Here is an 18,919-nt window from a genome sequence, read left to right as displayed (position 1 = left end):
AAAAAAAGCGCGAAAAATGGAATTGGAAAAGGCGACAGGGTTAATTTTTTGAGTGATATAACAAAAGTTATATCCATAGCTTTTGTTATTAAGTGCATTGAATGTGCTTGTTTCACATGGTTTAGCTGACAATTTCTTTGCACTTCTAATCTTTCTATAACTTAAGTTATAGATTTTAGTAGCAAGTAAATAGGTGTATTTATTGGGTTATTTTATTATTTATCAATAACTTAGGGTTTTATTTAAAACTTGGCATTTATTTTGCGATTAGATCCTCGCTACATGACATTATTTTAAATACCGGAATGCTTGAGGATTCTATGATAATTAAAAAAACACTATTTAAAGCTTTGCTTGTACCTGCTATTGCAGGCGCTTCCATGTTATCTATGGCGGACACTCAGTTTGTATCGATTGGTACTGGTGGTGTAACAGGTGTTTATTACCCAGCAGGTGGTTCTATCTGCCGTATGTTAAACAAGGATCGTAAAGAGCATGGTATTCGTTGCTCTGTCGAGTCGACTGGTGGTTCTGGTTACAACGTAAACAGTATCCGTTCTGGCGAGTTGGAGTTTGGTGTTGCTCAATCAGATGTTCAAACGGCAGCGTTAGAAGGGACTGGTCAGTTCGAGGGCAATCCTTTCCCTGAATTGCGTTCTGTTTTTTCTTTGCACCCTGAGCCTATTCACTTAATGGCTCGTGCAGATTCAGGTATCAAAACATTTGATGACCTTGCTGGTAAGCGTGTAAATATTGGTAATCCAGGTTCAGGTAATCGTTCTATGATGGAACTATTAATGGCTGAAAAAGGTTGGACGACCGAAGACTTTTCTATTGCTGCAGAGTTAAAAGCGTCTGAGCAAGCACAAGGTATTTGTGATGATAAATTTGATGTGACCATCTACGTATCTGGTCTTCCAAATGGTGTCGCACAAGAAGCAACAACGACTTGTGACGTCAAGTTGATCCCAATGACTGACCCTGCATCACTTGCGGTTATTCAAAAGAATAGTGCATTTTCACAAGCGGTTATTCCTGCTGGTATGTACACTGGAAACGACCAAGATGTTTTAACATTTGGTCCTAAAGCAACGATTGTTACGTCAGCAAATGTATCTGATGAAGCGGTTTATCAACTAACTAAATCCGTCTTTGAAAATCTAGATTCTTTCAAGCGATTACACCCTGCGTTTGCTCGCCTAGAGCCACTTGAAATGGTTCATACATCACTTGTTGCGCCATTACATCCAGGTGCTGTCCGTTATTACCGTGAAAACGGCTACATCAAGTAAGTATCTCTTTGCATGAATTTTCATGCACCTTGAATGAAGCACCAGTCATTTGACTGGTGCTTTTTGAGTTTTGCAATGAGTCGACACTGTGAAGTGTATGACTAGGAGTCTGTATGTCTATTAATACAACCACCTCAGCCTCACCAGATAAGTTAGAAGAGCTTGTCGCGGAAGCTGATACAGGTAAGCGTAATCCAACCGGAAAGATCTCTATCGGTTTGCTTTTTTTTGTACCACTCATGTGGTCGTTGTTTCAGCTATGGACAGGCTCGCCTTTGCCATCACAATTTGGCATAGGCTTTTTAAACGACACTCAATCTCGTGCTATTCATTTGGCTTTTGCTGTTTTTTTGGCTTTCTTAGCTTTCCCTGCTTTTAGTAAAAGTCCCACCCGTCATATCCCGTGGTTAGATTATATTTTGGCAGTTCTTGCGGCGGCATGTGCTTCGTATTTGTATTTTTTCTATGATCAGTTAGCAATGCGACCAGGCTTGCCAACCACGACAGACCTTGTTGTTTCTGCTATCGGTTTGATTCTGACTCTAGAGGCAGCTAGACGGTCCCTAGGGCCTGCTTTGATGCTAGTTGCTTTGTTTTTTCTGTTATATGTATTTTTTGGAGACAGTTCTGCTTTACCTGAGATACTTCGTTGGAAGGGGGCTTCTTTCGAAAAAGCTATGAACCATATGTGGCTAACCACAGAAGGTGTATTTGGTATTGCTTTAGGGGTTTCCTCTGGTTTTGTTTTCTTATTTGTGCTGTTTGGTGCCTTATTAAATCAAGCTGGTGCAGGTAATTATTTTATTAAAGTGGCGTTTGCTTTGCTTGGGCATATGCGCGGCGGTCCAGCAAAAGCGGCTGTTTTGTCATCTGCAATGACTGGTTTGATTTCTGGCTCTTCGATTGCCAATGTCGTGACGACGGGTACGTTTACAATTCCACTTATGAAAAAAGTGGGCTTTAGTGCTGAAAAAGCCGGAGCGGTAGAGGTTTCTTCCTCGGTAAACGGTGTCATTATGCCTCCAGTGATGGGTGCCGTGGCTTTCTTAATGGTGGAGTATGTAGGTATTCCATATATTGATGTCGTTAAGCACGCTTTTTTACCGGCTACCATTTCGTACATTGCCTTACTTTATATTGTGCATTTAGAGGCGCTTAAAGCGGATATGAAAGGCTTGCCTCGCTCTACACCTGCACGTACTTGGACGGCACAATTGATTCGTACAGGTATCGTTGTATCCAGCATGCTGATACTGGCAGGTATTTTGTACTATATCGTTTCGGCGATTAAGTGGCTGTTAGGGGACTTTTCAAATATTGGTTTGCTTGCGTTTGTGGTGATCGGTTATTTTGGTTTGTTGTATATCTCATCAAAATCTGATGACTTAGAAATTGACGCAAGCGATGAAGCAATAATTAAGTTGCCAATTTTCGCTGAAGTATACAAATCTGGTTTGTATTACCTCGTGCCATTGGTTGTGTTGGTGTGGTTTTTGATGGTTGAACGTAAGTCTCCAGGCTTGTCTGCCTTTTGGGCTTGTATGTTGATGGCATTTATTTTGATCACCCAGAAGCCTCTCAAAGCTTGGTTTCGTAAGCAAAAAAACGTCGTTCAGCAGGCGAAATCAGGTGTTTTTGATTTAATCGAAGGCTTGAATACTGGTGCTCGTAACATGATTGGTATCGGTGTGGCGACAGCAACCGCAGGTATCATCGTGGGTACAGTTACTCTGACGGGTATCGGGCAAGTTATGGCGGAGTTCGTTGAGCTAGTATCTGGTGGAGTTCTAATCATCATGCTACTCATGGTGGCTCTTATTTCTCTAGTGCTTGGAATGGGCTTGCCAACCACAGCTAACTACATTGTCGTTTCGTCTTTAATGGCAAGTGTTGTTGTGGAGCTGGGGGCACAATCTGGTTTGATAGTGCCACTTATCGCGATTCACATGTTTGTGTTTTATTTTGGCATTATGGCTGATGTTACACCCCCTGTTGGTTTAGCGTCCTTTGCGGCGGCAGCAGTATCAGGTGGCGATCCAATTAAGACTGGCTTCACGGCATTTTTCTACTCGATGAGAACTGCTCTGTTACCATTCTTATTTATTTTCAATACCGATTTGCTGTTGATTGATGTGACCTTTGTTCAGGGTGTCATTGTCTTTATTGTTTCCTTGGCAGCCATGCTGATTTTTGCTGCGGGTACGCAAGGGTATTTTATGCATCGAAGTAAATGGTATGAAAGTGCCGCGTTGCTATTGATTGCATTCACACTCTTCCGTCCCGGCTTTTGGCTTGATATGGTCGAGGCTCCATATAAAGAGCGTCCAACCCAAGAAATGTATAGCTACATTGATCAGCATCCAGCTTTAGATACACTAAGAATGTCGGTTGAAGGTGAAAATTTAGATGGTCGTTGGATTTCGAAAACGGTACATATGCCGCTATTAGGTCAAGGTGATGCAGCTGATAGATTGCTCAACGGTGCTGGCATTGAATTGCGTGAAGAAGAGGGTAAATATCTGATCGACAATTTATCGTTTGGCAGTTATGCAGAACAGCAGAAGTTGGATTTTGATTGGGAAATAACACAATTTGAAGTGGATGCTGATCGACCTGCAAAAGAATGGTTCTTCATCCCCGCTTTTTTATTGGTTGTTTTAGTAGCTTGGCGCCAGCGTAAACGCAAGGCGAGGTCTTTGTAATCTAATATGGTTATTTATATCCACTCCTATTGTCCCTGAAGTTGATATGGGCCGGTGCGGTAACGCTTCCGGCCTTTTTAGTTATTACATGTTCTTTTGAGTCAACGCGACAGTTTCGAAAGTAATACCACTCCAGCCATTTTCAATAAATTGGCGAATGTTTTGGTGGTCGCTGGCTTCTGGATTTTCTAAAACATCAACACGGTAAAAGTCACCAAACAAATTTAGGGTTTCGACTTCTGTTAGTTGGTGAATAGATCCGAAAGAAAAAATCTTACAAGAACCATTGTTTTCATTAATGCCATTGGTTTGTTTGCCATTAGAAAACGCGGCAGGCGTGAAATCGTATTCACGCTCAATCACATCAATCACTTCTTTAAATTGTACTTGCTCAGGTGTGCTCTTGATTTTTTCTATGAGCGTTTGAGTACTTAGCATTGGGACTCCGTTTGATATATAAGATTTATTTTTTTGATATTATTAAGTTGTTGCAAAAGATTAATGCTCAGTGGTTGGTTCGGCATATCGAACTGTAACCTTGAAGCAAACAAAAGCAATTATGCCACAAGCAGCAATGGTGCCAAGCATTGGAACAAAAGTACCATTGTGAAGGATACTGATAACAACGCCACCTAAGGCACCAAAGGCAAACCGTGACGTTCCAGCAAGAGCTGTGACACTGCCATTATTATTGCCAGCGTACTTTAACGCGCCGGCCATAAATCCACCGCCTAAAATGCCCATTGGGCCAATAAATAGCATGCTGGAAATGATAATTAGCCAGAGCGGAGGGTGACTAAAAAAGCTCAGGACAATCATTAAAATTGACGCTATCAGGGGAATATAAATCGCGTATTTAGAGAGAGCTTCAGTACCAAGCTTTTCCACGTAACGGCCATTAATAGTTGAAGCCAGCATCATAGAAATGACGTTCAAGCCGACTAAGAAACCAAAATTAGCTGGATCAACATTATAAATTTCAATGTACACAAAAGAGCAGCCAGTGATAAAGCTCATCATGCCTGCAAAGTAAAAGGCAGACGCTGCGATATAACCCATAACAGATCGGTTTTTAAGTAGAGTGATATAGTTTCGAATTGCGTTGCCAAATGAGAAGGGGGTGCGTTTTTCTACTGGCAGAGTCTCTGGTATGGTACGCAGAAATAACGCGATAGCAATAATGGCTAAAATGCCTAACATTACGAAAATGTAGTGCCAGTTTAAAATAGTGAGGATGGCACCACCGATAATCGGTGCCGCTAAAGGTGCCAGTGACATGACTAACATGATCATCGACATGGCTTTGGCAAATTGATTAATAGACATGCCATCTTTGACTAAGGCCGGAACGCATACAGCAACGGCTGCACCACCCAAGGCTTGAATTGCTCGTCCAATCATTAGCAGTTCGTAGCTTTGAGTTAAAGCACAAACAAAACTACCAATAGCAAAAACCGTCAAGCCACCGACGACAACTTTGCGTCGGCCAATAGCGTCTGAAATAGGGCCAAAAAGAATTTGTAAAAAAGCGAAGACTAATAAGTAGATACTTAGTGTCATTTGGATGAGGCCAATGTCAGTGTTCAGACTTTTAGAAATCGTTGGAATACTAGGCAGGTAAGCATCAATCGCCAACGGCGTCAGCCCAGACAAAAGACCAAGTACTAAAATAATGGGAAATGTGAGTTTCATATAGCAACTTAATGGATGGGTTAGTCGGCTTTATTGAGTAGAAATCATAAATCTGTAATAGGGCGATAATTATAATAGGTTTACACTTCGTCGTTTAGTTTAATTGTGCAATTACTGAGTAAACCCCAGTTTGCGGTAATTCAGGAAGACTATCTTTTCTGGTTTTCATTTATGGAACGTGGTTCAATTTCGTCTCTATTTCTAGTGGACAGGAAGTTTCTTGTTCAGTAAGGCACTTATTTTCTCTGTGTTTTTCTTGATAGTGTCTATTTTTAAGTTCGATAAGGAAGATCATGTTACGTTTTTTTGAAAAATGGGTGCCAGCTTATCCTGATATAGAAGCTGTGCAAGCACCAAAAACACTGTTTGCTTTTTGTCGTTACTACTCAAGAGGCGTGGAGCTTCCTCTGTTATTGATGTCTATTTTAACGGCTGCCATTGCTATTTTAGAAGTGACCTTATTCAGCTTTATGGGACAGTTGGTAGATTGGCTGATTAATAAAAATCCAGACACTTTTTTTGCTGAAGAAAGTACGCACTTATTAATGATGTCTTTGATGATTCTGGTAGCTATGCCATTAGTGACATTTTTTCATTCGGCGATTATTCATCAGACGCTTTTGGGTAATTACCCAATGCGGATTCGTTGGCTGTCTCATCATTATATTTTGCGTCAAAGCATGTCGTTTTTTCAGGATGAGTTTGCTGGACGTATCTCTACTAAGGTAATGCAAACCTCACTTGCGGTTCGCGAAACCGTGATGAAATTGCTCGATGTTTTGGTTTACATCGGCGTGTATTTTATTTCTATGGTGGTGTTGATTGCTAAAGCAGACTATCGCTTGATGATTCCAATGTTGGGCTGGTTGGTTTGTTATGTTTTGCTGCAAATATACTTTGTGCCTAAACTAAAAAAAATCTCAGCAGAGCAAGCCGATGCACGATCTACTATGACAGGGCGAGTTGTCGACAGCTATAGCAATATTTCAACCGTCAAGCTTTTCTCTCATCATCAACGTGAAGCGGATTATGCCAAAGATGGTATGGATGGTTTCTTGCAGACGGTTTATAAACAAATGCGCTTGGTCACTATGCTTAGCGTAGGAGTTCAAACTTGTAACTATGTATTGGCATTTTCGGTGGCGGCTTTGTCTATTTGGTTATGGACGGGCAGCATTATTAGTGTTGGTGCCATTGCGATTGCAGTGAGTTTGGCGCTTAGGCTAAACGGTATGTCCCAATGGATTATGTGGGAAATTAGCGCGCTATTTGAAAATATTGGCATGGTGAACGATGGTATGAAAACGCTGTCTCGACCTATCGAGATAGAAGATAAGCCAAATGCGCCTGAATTAAATGTATCTGAGGGATATATTGAATACGATGCGGTCAATTTCCACTATGGCAAGCAGGACAGTAAAGTCATTGAAAACCTTGTTTTGTCTATCAAACCGGGTGAAAAAGTCGGTTTAGTGGGGCGCTCTGGTGCCGGTAAGTCAACGATTGTTAATTTATTGATGCGTTTCCATGATATCGAATCAGGTCAAATTCGAATTGACGGACAAGATATCAGTGCTGTTCAGCAAGACTCGTTGCGTGGTCAAATTGGTATGGTGACTCAGGATACGTCTTTGTTGCACAGAACAGTTCGCGAAAATTTACTCTACGGTCGTCCCGATGCAACAGAAGAAGAAATGATTGCTGCTGCTAAGCAAGCAGAAGCTCATGATTTCATTCAAGACTTAACCGATCCGTTTGGTAATGCGGGTTACGATGCCATGGTTGGTGAGCGTGGTATCAAGCTTTCCGGTGGTCAGCGTCAACGTATTGCCATCGCGCGAGTCTTGTTAAAAGATGCACCTTTGTTGATTCTAGATGAAGCAACATCTGCGTTGGATTCTGAAGTAGAAGCTGCGATTCAAGAGAGCTTATACAAACTAATGCAGGGCAAAACCGTTATTGCGATTGCTCACCGTTTGTCGACAATTGCCGCCATGGATCGTTTGATTGTATTGGATAAAGGCAACATCATTGAACAGGGCAGTCATGAAGAGTTGATCCAGCATGCTGGTATTTATGCATCCCTTTGGGCGCATCAAACTGGTGGCTTTTTAGCGGAAGACATTGATATCGAAGATATTGAGCTGGAAGGCGCGAAGTAAAAATACTGTTCTTGTTGTAATCGATAATTTAGAGAAGGGCTTATGACGTATTTTATTTTGTTTCTAGCTATATTGGCTGAAGTCATTGCTACGACGGCGTTAAAAGCGTCAGAATCCTTTACTAAATTAGGCCCAAGCATTGTATTGGTTGTCGGTTATGCCGTGGCTTTTTACTTGCTAACCATAGTAATGCGTTCTATGCCCACGGGCGTGACTTACGCAATTTGGTCTGGATTAGGTATCGTACTGATTTCGGTATTTGGTTATCTATTTAACAGTGAAAAGCTAGATTTGGCGGCTTGTATTGGAATGTCTTTGATTGTCGCTGGTGTGGTGGTGATTAATGTATTTTCTAAAACGGTAAGCCATTAATAAATAGTTGAATACTGGAAGTATAAAAAACTCGCTGATGGATTTCAGCGAGTTTTTTTGTTTTAGGCGCCATTGTAAAGCAGTTTTAAGACTTAAAGAGCGTCTGCAATTTCTTTCACTTGCATTCTAAGACTTTGTAAGCCATTGCCAGATAAGTACCAAAGTTTAGGTGACAAATAGGCGATTTGTATGGATTGACCACCTTGAGCAGCAAGCTCTGATTTTAGCTTTTCAATATTGAGTGATTCTTTTGTGTTGCCAATTGCGGCGCTACGATCAACGATAAATAAAGTCGTTGGTTTCATCTGTGCAATATCGCTCACGCTAAGTGATGTAAATGTACGAGTACCGCGTTTTTGTGGCGTTACATGAGACGGAACTTTTGATGCCTCTAAGCCTAATAATTGAGTCGCTATAGGTTCATCTCGTAATCCGAAAGAACCATTATTATGCGTAACAACCAGAATAGTTGGATTACCATTAATGGCAGTTTTTGTTGACTCTATATCTGTGCTTAATTTCGCAAGCGCTGTATCTGCGGCGTTTTTGGCATTAAATAAAGTCGCGATTGAGGTGACGTTTGCATTGAAGCTTTCCCAGTAATTGTCACCAAAAGCTTCCACTAGTTTAACTGTACCTATGGCCTCTAGGGCACTCTTTTGGCCTGCTTGGCGACCTGTGATCACAATAAGATCAGGGGTGAGAGTTTTGATTGCTTCTAAATCTGGTGTTTTTAAACCGCCCACATCAGTGTACCGATCATCATTAAATTGCTTAAGATAGTCTGGAAGTACTTGTTTAGGTACCCCAACTACGTGGCTTTCTAAACCTAATGCGGCAATAGTGTCTAAACTGCCAAGATCAAAAATTGCAGCTTTAGGCAATTGTGTTTCTGCAGTAGATAGCTGGCTGAAGGCGACCAATGTTCCTATGGCTAGGATTTTTCTTAAATTCATCATGTTCACAATTACCTATGTCTTAAATAAAAAGAGCTTTAATAAAAAGAGCTTGAAATAAAAATAACCATTATCAATTCCTGATAATGGTTATCATTGTCTCATTTTTATTGACAGGTTTTGCGGCTATAACCTAGTACGGTGTGTTGCTAAACATGAAACGAAAACTAACTGGTTTTGAGCTTACTTTTCTTGTTAGCAAGCCAAACGAATTGATAAGGCATTAAAGTGACCTTGGCTAAATGGTCTTCATAGACTTGTTCTGATACTAAATCTGTCCAGGTATCGGTTGCGATTAGGTTTAATTCTGACAAATTAAAGCTTTGCGGTTGGTCTGTCATGTTATAAACCGCAAATAAGCTTTGTCTTCTATCAAGGCTTTGACGCCAGAAAGCAAACAAGTTTTCACCCATGTGCAATACGTACTGAGTCGCATTGGGATGAAATGCGGGTTGCGATCGACGTATTTGAATCAGCTTAGTCATGCTCTGGAAGACTTTCTGATTATGAGTCGGAGTATTTAAGACATGATCTAAATCTTCCATGTCCCATATATGGCGGTTGATCGAGCGGAACTGCCCAGTATTTTCAACGCGCTCTAAATCGTTTTCTGTGCCAAACAAACTGTGAATGTAAAAAGCCGGTACGCCTTCTAGTGCCATCATTACACCCGCGGCACATAGGAAGCGGGCAAACTGCCATTTGTCTGGGCCATGTAATGCGGAGCCTGACAAGGCATTCCATAAGCTGATATTTATTTCATAAGGTTTCGCTTCACCTTGCGGTGTAGTGCGGGAACTTATTTTGCCACCAAAACGCTTCATGGTATTGATGAGTGTTTCTAGCTCCCATTCAGACAGAAGACCTTCCGTAGGTCGCAAGCCAATACCGTCATGAGAGGCAATAAAGTTTAGGTAAGTTGTGCCTTGTTGTGCGGGAGTCATGCTCATCAACCATTGTTTTAAATGGCTGCTATTGCCTGTAACCAAGCTATTGATCAACAGCGGTGGCAGGGAAAAGTTATAAATCAAATGGGCTTCGTTGGCATTACCGAAATAAGTTAGGTTTTCCTGATTAGGGATGTTGGTTTCGGTAATGATCACAGACTCTGGCGCGTAATGCTCAATCATTAAGCGTAATAAGCGAATAATTTCGTGAGTTTGCGGCAAGTTGATACAAGAAGTACCTGGAATCTTCCAGAGAAAAGCCACCGCATCTAATCGGAACCAGCGAATGCCTTTTTCTAGGTACAAACGAATAATGCGAAGAAACTCCAGCAGCACAGCTGGATTTTCAAAATTTAAGTCCACTTGATCATGGCTAAAAGTACACCAAACGTGTTTTTCGCCGTTTTTGGTTTGGACTTCACGCAACAAAGGAGAGGTTCTGGGGCGAACAACCGCGCTTAAATCGGCATTCGGATCGGCTTCGAAAAAGAAGCTGGCTCCAGGCTCGATGCCCGCTTTGTAGTTTTCGAACCACATGCTTCGACTTGAGCAATGGTTGATAACCAAATCCCCCATCACTTTAAAATCTTGTGACAGGCTTACCACATCTGCCCAGCGACCGCAGGATGGATTGACGGTCGTGTAATCCATCACGCTAAAACCATCGTCCGAGCTATAAGGAAAAAATGGCAGTAGGTGAACGGCAGAAATACAGTCTGACAAGGTGCTTTTCACAAATTTGTGCAGCGTTTCGAGCGGTGCTTCTTCTGCCTTGCGCAGTGTGTCTGCATAGGCAATTAGCATGATGTCAGATTGATCCCATAGATTTCTATGGGGGCGAGGTGACTCGGTTGACGGATCTAAATGAAAAGTCGCTAAACACTTTTGCGCCAAATCTTTATGATCCAAACTTGGGTAAATGACTTGCAGATGAGCAATCAGGCGTTGCTCAAGATGCGACATTGGAGTGTTTTCCATCTTTACCTACCTGTTAAATTAAATGATTGAAAAGCAACGTAGTGACGCTCAACGCAGCAAGAAAATAGCTTTTAGATTATTTATTTTTTTGGACCATATTCTTCCATATCCAATTCAACCGCCTGAGCAAGTTGTTTCATCACGCCAGGAAATGCACTAATGACACGATTCCAACTAGGGATAAATGGCGTTTCCATTGGGTTGTCTAAATACATGTTGCCCGCTTTCATAATGTTACTGGCAAATAATTCCACCGCTTGTTCTTCTGTATGAACATCTAATTTTAGACCATTTATTTCAGCATCATTACGGTAGGTTTCAATAAAGTCGAGAGCAACACGGTAATAAGTGGCTTTAATGGTACGGAAAGTTTCTTGATTGAAAATGGTGCCATTTGTCGCTAATTTTCTGAAAATGGCTTTGGTAATGTCGATAGACATTTTAGACAAGCCACCGTCGTCGTTATCCGCAGACAAATCTTGGTGCTTATGATCATAAATGTCAGCAATATCTACCTGACATAAACGGTTAGTGGAGTAGTTGCGATACATTTCACTTAACACGCCAATTTCTAATCCCCAATCACTTGGGATGCGTAGATCCGTCATCACATCGCGGCGGAAAGAAAACTCACCGGCTAGCGGATAGCGGTAGCTGTCTAAATAATCTAGATAATCTAAATGACCGAACACTTTCTTCAGGGAACACAAAAGTGGCGTGACTAATAAGCGGCTAACACGACCATTCATTTTCCCGTTGGCAGCGCGAGCGTAGAAACCTTTACAGAATTCGTAGTTAAAATTCGGGTTGGCGACAGGGTAAATCAGTCGAGCCAGTAGTTCTCTGTCATAAGTGACAATATCGCAATCGTGCATGGCGATGGATTCGGCTTCCCCAGCCGCTAAATTATAGCCCATGCAAAACCACACATTTCGACCCTTGCCTGGATCGGAAGGAGAAAGATGTTCGCCTTTTAGCACGTTATCTATTTCTCTTAATCGCGGGCCGTCGTTCCACAGAACTTTTACTTTTTGAGGTAAAACACTGAAAAATTCTAGCGCATGTCGATATTGCTCTTCTGTTGCTCTGTCTAAGCCAATAACAATTTCAGACAAATACGGAACTTGCTGTAAATGTTTCAAAATATTTGGCATGGCATCTGTTTCCAGCTCGGAATACAGACAAGGTAGGATAAGAGACATTGGGCGCGTTTTAGCAAACTCACACAGTTCTTTTTCCATTTCTTCTAACGGGCGGTGCGCCAAGTTGTGAAGTGTGGTGATGATACCGTTTTGATGAAAGTCGCCCATAGTTGTTCTCCTAGTATTGTTATAGCGACCTTTGTACAACTACTGCGCTTGCCATTACTTCGTTAAAAATAGACTCAAAATGCTCATTTATAACCCATAAACTCCGCTTTCTCGTCTATTTTTGCCTCGTCTTGGCTTCGCTCGTGACGTTGTAAAAAGGCCTCTTATCGTAATTGTTGTCTTCTCTTTCTGTCGTTAAAAAGTGCCGTTACAAAATGCCTTGTTGATTCAATGCTTTGTTGATTGCTTGTGCCCAACCTTCTGGTCCGTAGGCGTCGCTTAGCCAAGCATCACAACGATTTGGAATTTCAGGTGGAGCATGAACAGGGGAGCGAATCACCACAGGAATGTCGGCTTTGCTCAGCATGCCTACGTCGTTTTCACCATCGCCTAAAGCCATGGTGGTAACGTCTTCGTCACCTTGTTGTTCATACAATTCTTTGAGCCATAACATGGCATTTGCCTTATCGCAGTGCTCGCCCATCAGATGCGCGAAGCGGCCGCCTTTTTGAATTTGCACACCAAATGGCGCAAGGTCTTCACGTAAAGCATTTAGAGCAAGGTTAGAATCTGTCCAGACCATCGGCTCAGTAAACTCTCGTTGCATGGCTTGTTTGGCGTTTTCTTCATTCAAACCTGTGATGGAAACCAGTTCCTGCCAGGTCATCTCGCTAAAGCGTTTAAAGGTGTATTGGTTTTGTTTGTCATTGGTGAGTTCGATTAGCTCATCACGTTTTGGACCAAATGACTTGCGCCAATAATCACCGCAGTCCTCTAGAGCTTCTTCTATAACGAGGGATAAATTTTTAGGGATATAAACCGCAGAACCGTTTTCCACGATAAAAGCGTCTTGATGGTTGAGTTCTTCTCTTAGAGCTATAAGTTCAACAAATGTCTTGCTGGTGTTGATCACACAAGGAATAGAAAATGTCTTTAAAGCCTGCATCGCAGCTTTGGCTGGTTGAAAGCTATAAGTATGATGATCGAGTAAAGTGCCATCCAAATCTGTAAAAATTAAAAGCGTTGTCATATCGATTCCTTTTTGGGTCCATCAAAATACCGCTGGTGGACGTTAGTATGAGACTTGCAAATCTGGTGCCAGTGCGTAAAAGTAGCCTTTTCCATATTAGGCACATGCCTAAGACTAACTAGGCTGTTGAACAGATTGATGACAAGTTTGCTACGTTTATGTGTCTATGTGATTTTGGCTTTGCTGGCGTTCGCGGCGAACTCTGTCTTGTGCCGACTGGCATTAAATAACGGCCTAATCGATCCAGCTCAATTTACAACGTGGCGCTTGTTTAGCGGCGCTGTGACCTTGGTTTTATTAAGCGCGATACACTGTCTCAAACATCGTCATAGTGGTTTGAAAACCATCTGGCTAGAAGGAAGCTGGCTGTCTGCTTTTGCACTCTTTATCTATGCCTTGGGCTTCTCTTATGCCTATGTCACCTTGGAAACGGGAATAGGCGCCTTGATCCTATTTGGGGCGGTGCAATTAACACTAATATTGTTGGCTGTCTGGGCAGGTCAGAAGCTGGTGTGGTTAGAGTGGTTAGGCTTAGCCATCGCCTTTGCAGGCTTTGTTTATCTGGTGTTACCGACCTTGTCGTCACCTTCGTTATTGGGCTTTGTTCTAATGACTTTAGCAGGCGTAGCGTGGGGCGTGTACACATGGCGAGGTAAAATCTCGGCCAAGCCATTGTTTGCAACAACATCCAACTTTGTTCGAACTATTCCTATATTACTGGTTGCTCTAGTCGCCATTCATTTTAATACGGCACAAGCCGCCAGCCCGCAGCTTGACGGCATTATGCTAGCGATCGCTTCTGGTGCAATAATGTCTGGAATAGGGTACGCCATATGGTATGCGGCTTTGCCTTATCTTAGTGCTTCCATGGCGGCCGTGTTACAACTGCTGGTTCCTATCATCGCCACGCTAGGCGGCGTGATTTTTGCCAATGAATCCATCACCTTACACCTCGTTATAGCCACCTTAAGCGTTCTGGGTGGCGTGCTACTCGTGATTCTCGCAAGAAAACGACCCCCTAAAAACGCCTAGTTTTGGTGCATTTTTATTTCAATGCGCCATGATCGATAGGCTTGTTGGCTGAAATTTGGTCGTTTTATCCAGACTGATAATGTATTTATTCTCTCTTTATGTCTTTCAAGGGGAGCTAGGGTGCTGTTATTACTTCGGAACTTTGACCCTGACTTCCACCTTGGCGCTTGGAGCAAACCAAACACCACCGCTCGACACTGTCGTTTGACCTCGCTCTTGGTGTTTGCTAAAGGGTCGAACCCCTTTTTACCCTACAAGCATGTTGCAGGCATAAGCACTTCTTCAAAATGGGCTTTGACCCTGATTTCCACCTTGGCGCTTAGAGCAAACCAAACACCACCGCTCGGTTCTCCCTTAGCGTCATTCCCTGTAGGGCAGGATAAGCAAAGCATTTTGATATATTTTGAAACGTGCTGTAATAGCGCTGCTCTATTTTATCTAAAAAATCAAAATAGAGCGTGCTTGGGTTGGTAGAAAATGAAAAAGTCGAATAATATCAATTATTAAAAATATCGACAGATACAGTAACTCGTTGTGGGTGAACGAAATAACACGTACGATCACTTTTCCAGTTTTGATTTTTGTGGATATGAATGAAATAGCATGTCTCACTGTTTTAAAGAGCGTTATATGCTAAAGAAACTATTGTGCACATTCGTATTTAAAAAATAGAATAGAGTTTTACTAGACCACTACACATAAAGGGATATTAGGAACTGAAAGTCATGAGTGGAGGAAAAACTAAAAATGCTGCGTTAACAACCGCCTTAGCTTTCCATTACCAAGTTTTAATTGGCTTGGATAAGTGCTTTGCATTGGAAGAAGGCCAATCCGTATGGTTTGAAAAAGACGGTGATGTGAGTCTTATGTCGCCTGATGTATTAGCTTCATCCCAAACGGAAGTTAAACATTATGCTGATCGGCTTACAGACCACCACGAAAATCTCTGGAAAACACTCAAAAACTGGTTAGCTCCTGAGTTCGACCATACCCAATATGGTGTTTTGGTACTGCATACCACTCAGGCTTTTGGAGCAACCACTCGGCTAAAGGATTGGAATACACAAACATCTGAACAACGTTTGGCTGCGCTACAAGATATTTTTGCCGAACGCACTGATGAACGGCTTAATGCTAAAAAGCCATCTGAAATCATAAAAATGCAGAAAGCCGTTGTGGTGGATACAGCTCAAGAATGTTTGATGCACGTACTCGGAAAAGTTGTATTACATGTTGAATCGGCAGATTTAGAAACACTGAAAAAAAGCTATTTCAATAAGCTCAGTGGCTACATTCCACCGTCTAATAGGCAAGCTTTTGCAGAAGGTCTAATTGGCTTTATCTATGAGCAGGCAAATGATACAGAATGGGTAATTGATAAAACCTCATTTGACCAAAAAAGAGAGTCCTTGACCGCAAAATGGGGGCCTACTTTATTTACGATTCCTGCTTTTGCTGTCAGAGATGCAACAGAAGATGAAGTAGATACATATATTGAAGAGTTTTTTGCCCATAAAATCATTGAGATTGAGTATGACGATGTTTTACCAGAGGCCATAGGTAGCTGGCTTGAACTTAGAAACGCGTTAATCGAGGAACTAAATGGCTATCCTCAATTCAGGGAAGTGGTTAGTCAATATCGAGAAAGGTGGATTAAAATTTTCTCTGCTAAATATCGCAGTGCTTGCCGAAAAAAAGGTAGTCCAGTAGCAATATCACAAGATCTATATGATCAAGTCACCAGTGAAATTCCATTCGGTATTGAGGGCTACCCTAATCCAGATATAGTTTTTAGAAATGGTCTTATCCATGATGCAATGGACGATGACGAGCGTGATTTGAAGTGGAGGGTTGAGCCATGAGTAGTATTGTCGACGCTCTGTATGAATTAAAGTACAACCCATTTGAGTATGGTCCATACTTGGTTTCTTTTTATACGACCCTAGAGGAATCTGAAAACAACTTGTTGCTTGCCCAGTTGGTCATACCACTTTGTAGCCATCCAGTGTTTGCTAATAAGATCAACGGAGCGGTTTTTGGGCAGAAAATACAAAGCTCAATATGGTCTATTTTTGACAATAGGACAAAACTCTACGACCTTCAAGAACGAATTGACGGTTTTCAAGCCCTAACAGAACAGTGCATTCAATACTGTTTAGTCAACGATTGGTTAATCGTTAATGAGCAGCGACTATCCCTAACGAGAAGTAATGAGGTCGCCTCAAACTTGACCACTCGAAAAAGTGCAGAAAAGTTAGGGCGACTATTTAGTGGGCTCTCAGTGGTAGATATTTATGCGTTTTTAGGAGTGAAACTGCGATGAAAACTCTTATTCATGAAATTGGTGTGATTGACAAGCAAGGGCTCAAACACCCAGTTAGTTTTCAGGCAGGACTTAATGTTGTGACTGGTAAGTCATCAACTGGTAAAAGTGCCTTGATTGAAATTTTTGATTATTGCTTTGGTAGCGATGAAGACACTATTCCAAAAGGTGTTATTACAAAAAGTGCTAAGATTTACTATGTTGCGCTTGCTGTTAACGAGCAAGATATGGTGATTGCTCGCAATCCCGATGTTACAACAAAAGCATTCTTTCGCCGTGTTAATACATTCGATTCGGTAGATATTAATAGTGAATACTTTAATGCTAGGTATTTTTGTCCGTTAAGTGATTTCAAGAAGCTCCTAAGAGACTTTTTTCTAGATTTTGATGATGTTGATGAATCTTTAGCCGCGAGGGCTAATAGGAGATTTAATCAAAAAGCACCTACACCATCGGTACGAAGTTTTTCATCTTTCATACTTCAACATCAAAATCTGGTTGCCAATAAGCATGCGTTGTTTTACCGGTTCGACGAAAAGGAAAAGCGCGATCAGTTAATTAAGCATACAAAGATATTTTTAGGGCTTGTCGATCAAGAGTTCTTTCACTTATCGCAAGAAAAAGAACGGTTAGGTGCGGACTTAAAACGCTTAGAACGGCAAAAAGAAACTAATAAACGTGCATCGGAGAGCTATAAGAAAAAAGTCGCCCCAGTACTAAAACAACTGTTCGCCCTGATGGGGTTCAAAGATGAGCCCATATCATTGATCAAGGTACTCCAACATCCTCAAAATGCTAAGGATCAGCTTGATAGTATTATAATTGCCGAGAAAATTAATCATAATTCCGATGCTATTACACAGAGGTATGAACAGCTGGAGCTAGCTCGCAATCAAAAAACTGCAGAGTTGCGAAAGTTGCAGCGCAAAATTGTATCAATTAATAAACATATCCAAGAAGAAGAGCGATTTGTTGATAATGTAGATCGGCTTAACTCTCCTCAGAATGTTCATATCTCAGCCTCGGTATGCCCATTCTGTCATACTGAAAATGACAACTTACGGCAAAGTGCTGAGAAACTTCAGCAGGCTATTACGAAAGTATCGGGGAATCTTGCTCAAGCTCGTCCAATGAAAGCAAAGTTTGAGTCATCTTTGATTGAATCTCAGCGTAATGCAGAGATAGTTAGTAAGTCGTTAACCGGTCTCAATCAACAAATAACTGAAATTGAGAAATCAAATCAGCAGTTAACAGAACAGAAGAGCTTGTATGAAAGCGTTATTATGCAAAAAGCTAAGTTGTATGCTCTTCTTGATACTATAAATATGGCTGATGATGTTGAGCTTGAAAAAGAAATAAAAGAGTTAAAAAGTAAGCTTAAGAAAATTAATAAAGCACTCGAAAAGTACGATGTGAAAGAAGGTTTGGCAGCTGCTTCGAATAAAGTAAACAAATATATGGCTGAAATAGGCAGCCATTTTGAATTTGAAGCAAGCTATAAACCAATTAACCTACATTTTTCATTTGATACATTCGACCTTTATCATTTAACCCCTGATAACGAAAAGATTTACCTACGTTCAATGGGCAGTGGCGCAAACTGGCTTTACTGTCATGTAACGTTATTTTTGGCATTGCATAAGTATTTTGCTGAATTAGGTGAAAAATGTGCTATCCCTTCTGTATTATTTTTGGATCAGCCTACTCAAGTTTATTTTCCTAATTTTAAACGCGATAACTCTGAGTCTTTTGAAGCTCAGAAAGCTAAGGAAAACGAACAACGCTCTGCCAATGAACGAGCTGTTGATGAGGATGTTGTCGCTGTCGAAAATTTGTTTAGTCAGTTATCGAACTATTGTAACGAGATAGAAAAGGTTTATGGATTCAGTCCCCAAATTATTGTCACTGACCATGCTGATGAATTGACATTAACCAATGGCGTATTGTTTGAGTCTTTAGTCAATGGAAATAGATGGAGAACGCGTGGTTTGATTTATCCAGTTCAAGAATAAAAGGAAGAGAGAAAACAATTACATCTAAAGACATATTGATCTAACAGAATGATAACGTGTAGTTGCTCATCTTTATTATGGCTGTATCAGGTTAAATGGAGCAGCGTATAA

At 41.3% G+C, this 18,919-nt stretch carries 15 protein-coding genes; 9 read left to right on the top strand and 6 right to left on the bottom strand.

The features are described from left to right. Positions 1-320 precede the first annotated feature (320 nt). Together B6N13_RS18055 and B6N13_RS18050 are read left to right on the top strand one after the other, a co-directional pair. Positions 321-1,292, top strand: a complete 972-nt coding sequence (locus tag B6N13_RS18055) for a TAXI family TRAP transporter solute-binding subunit (protein ID WP_012069469.1) — start codon at positions 321-323, stop codon at positions 1,290-1,292. Between the two features lie 113 nt (positions 1,293-1,405). Then, positions 1,406-3,994 carry a TRAP transporter permease gene (locus B6N13_RS18050; protein ID WP_169460194.1) on the top strand — a complete coding sequence of 863 codons (2,589 nt, stop codon included), beginning with the start codon at positions 1,406-1,408 and terminating at the stop codon, positions 3,992-3,994. A gap of 84 nt (positions 3,995-4,078) precedes the next feature. Here B6N13_RS18050 and B6N13_RS18045 read toward each other — a convergent pair whose 3' ends face one another. Next, positions 4,079-4,432, bottom strand: a complete 354-nt coding sequence (locus B6N13_RS18045) for a HopJ type III effector protein (protein WP_169460193.1) — start codon at positions 4,430-4,432, stop codon at positions 4,079-4,081. A 60-nt stretch (positions 4,433-4,492) separates the two neighbouring features. Next, positions 4,493-5,686 carry a Bcr/CflA family multidrug efflux MFS transporter gene (locus B6N13_RS18040; RefSeq protein ID WP_012069472.1) on the bottom strand — a complete coding sequence of 398 codons (1,194 nt, stop codon included), beginning with the start codon at positions 5,684-5,686 and terminating at the stop codon, positions 4,493-4,495. Between the two features lie 293 nt (positions 5,687-5,979). Here B6N13_RS18040 and B6N13_RS18035 point away from each other — a divergent pair, with 293 nt between their 5' ends. After that, a complete protein-coding gene (locus tag B6N13_RS18035; protein WP_012069473.1) occupies positions 5,980-7,848 on the top strand; it encodes an ABC transporter ATP-binding protein in 1,869 nt (622 codons plus the stop codon). Between the two features lie 42 nt (positions 7,849-7,890). Continuing rightward, positions 7,891-8,220 carry an SMR family transporter gene (locus B6N13_RS18030; protein ID WP_012069474.1) on the top strand — a complete coding sequence of 110 codons (330 nt, stop codon included), beginning with the start codon at positions 7,891-7,893 and terminating at the stop codon, positions 8,218-8,220. A gap of 92 nt (positions 8,221-8,312) precedes the next feature. Here B6N13_RS18030 and B6N13_RS18025 read toward each other — a convergent pair whose 3' ends face one another. From B6N13_RS18025 to B6N13_RS18010, 4 genes are all read right to left on the bottom strand, one after another. Then, positions 8,313-9,179, bottom strand: a complete 867-nt coding sequence (locus B6N13_RS18025; protein WP_169460192.1) for an ABC transporter substrate-binding protein — start codon at positions 9,177-9,179, stop codon at positions 8,313-8,315. Between the two features lie 164 nt (positions 9,180-9,343). Then, complete coding sequence (locus tag B6N13_RS18020) at positions 9,344-11,101, bottom strand: alpha-amylase family glycosyl hydrolase (RefSeq protein ID WP_169460191.1); 1,758 nt, start codon at positions 11,099-11,101, stop codon at positions 9,344-9,346. An 80-nt stretch (positions 11,102-11,181) separates the two neighbouring features. After that, positions 11,182-12,411, bottom strand: a complete 1,230-nt coding sequence (locus tag B6N13_RS18015; RefSeq protein WP_169460190.1) for a glycosyl transferase — start codon at positions 12,409-12,411, stop codon at positions 11,182-11,184. Between the two features lie 208 nt (positions 12,412-12,619). Further along, positions 12,620-13,441 carry an HAD-IIB family hydrolase gene (locus B6N13_RS18010; protein WP_169460189.1) on the bottom strand — a complete coding sequence of 274 codons (822 nt, stop codon included), beginning with the start codon at positions 13,439-13,441 and terminating at the stop codon, positions 12,620-12,622. 138 nt (positions 13,442-13,579) lie between these two features. On the opposite strand from B6N13_RS18010, the gene B6N13_RS18005 reads away from it, so the two are divergent. The 5 genes from B6N13_RS18005 (at position 13,580) to B6N13_RS17985 (ending at position 18,808) form a co-directional block, all read left to right on the top strand. Further along, on the top strand, positions 13,580-14,473 hold the full coding sequence (locus B6N13_RS18005; RefSeq protein ID WP_211172929.1) for a DMT family transporter: 894 nt from the start codon (positions 13,580-13,582) through the stop codon (positions 14,471-14,473). Between the two features lie 120 nt (positions 14,474-14,593). After that, entirely contained in the window at positions 14,594-14,947 is a 354-nt protein-coding gene (locus tag B6N13_RS18000; RefSeq protein ID WP_169460188.1) for a hypothetical protein, read from the top strand. A gap of 251 nt (positions 14,948-15,198) precedes the next feature. Next, entirely contained in the window at positions 15,199-16,335 is a 1,137-nt protein-coding gene (locus tag B6N13_RS17995; RefSeq protein ID WP_169460187.1) for an adenylate cyclase, read from the top strand. Beyond that, positions 16,332-16,796 carry a three component ABC system middle component gene (locus tag B6N13_RS17990; protein WP_169460186.1) on the top strand — a complete coding sequence of 155 codons (465 nt, stop codon included), beginning with the start codon at positions 16,332-16,334 and terminating at the stop codon, positions 16,794-16,796. The genes B6N13_RS17995 and B6N13_RS17990 overlap by 4 nt, the downstream gene beginning before the upstream one ends. After that, on the top strand, positions 16,793-18,808 hold the full coding sequence (locus B6N13_RS17985; protein ID WP_169460185.1) for a DUF3732 domain-containing protein: 2,016 nt from the start codon (positions 16,793-16,795) through the stop codon (positions 18,806-18,808). Before B6N13_RS17990 ends, B6N13_RS17985 begins: the two co-directional genes overlap by 4 nt. Positions 18,809-18,919 lie beyond the last annotated feature (111 nt).

The sequence above is a fragment of the Marinomonas sp. UCMA 3892 genome (genome assembly GCF_012726345.1).
GTDB lineage: Bacteria > Pseudomonadota > Gammaproteobacteria > Pseudomonadales > Marinomonadaceae > Marinomonas.
This window is presented reverse-complemented; position numbering and strand designations above follow the sequence as displayed.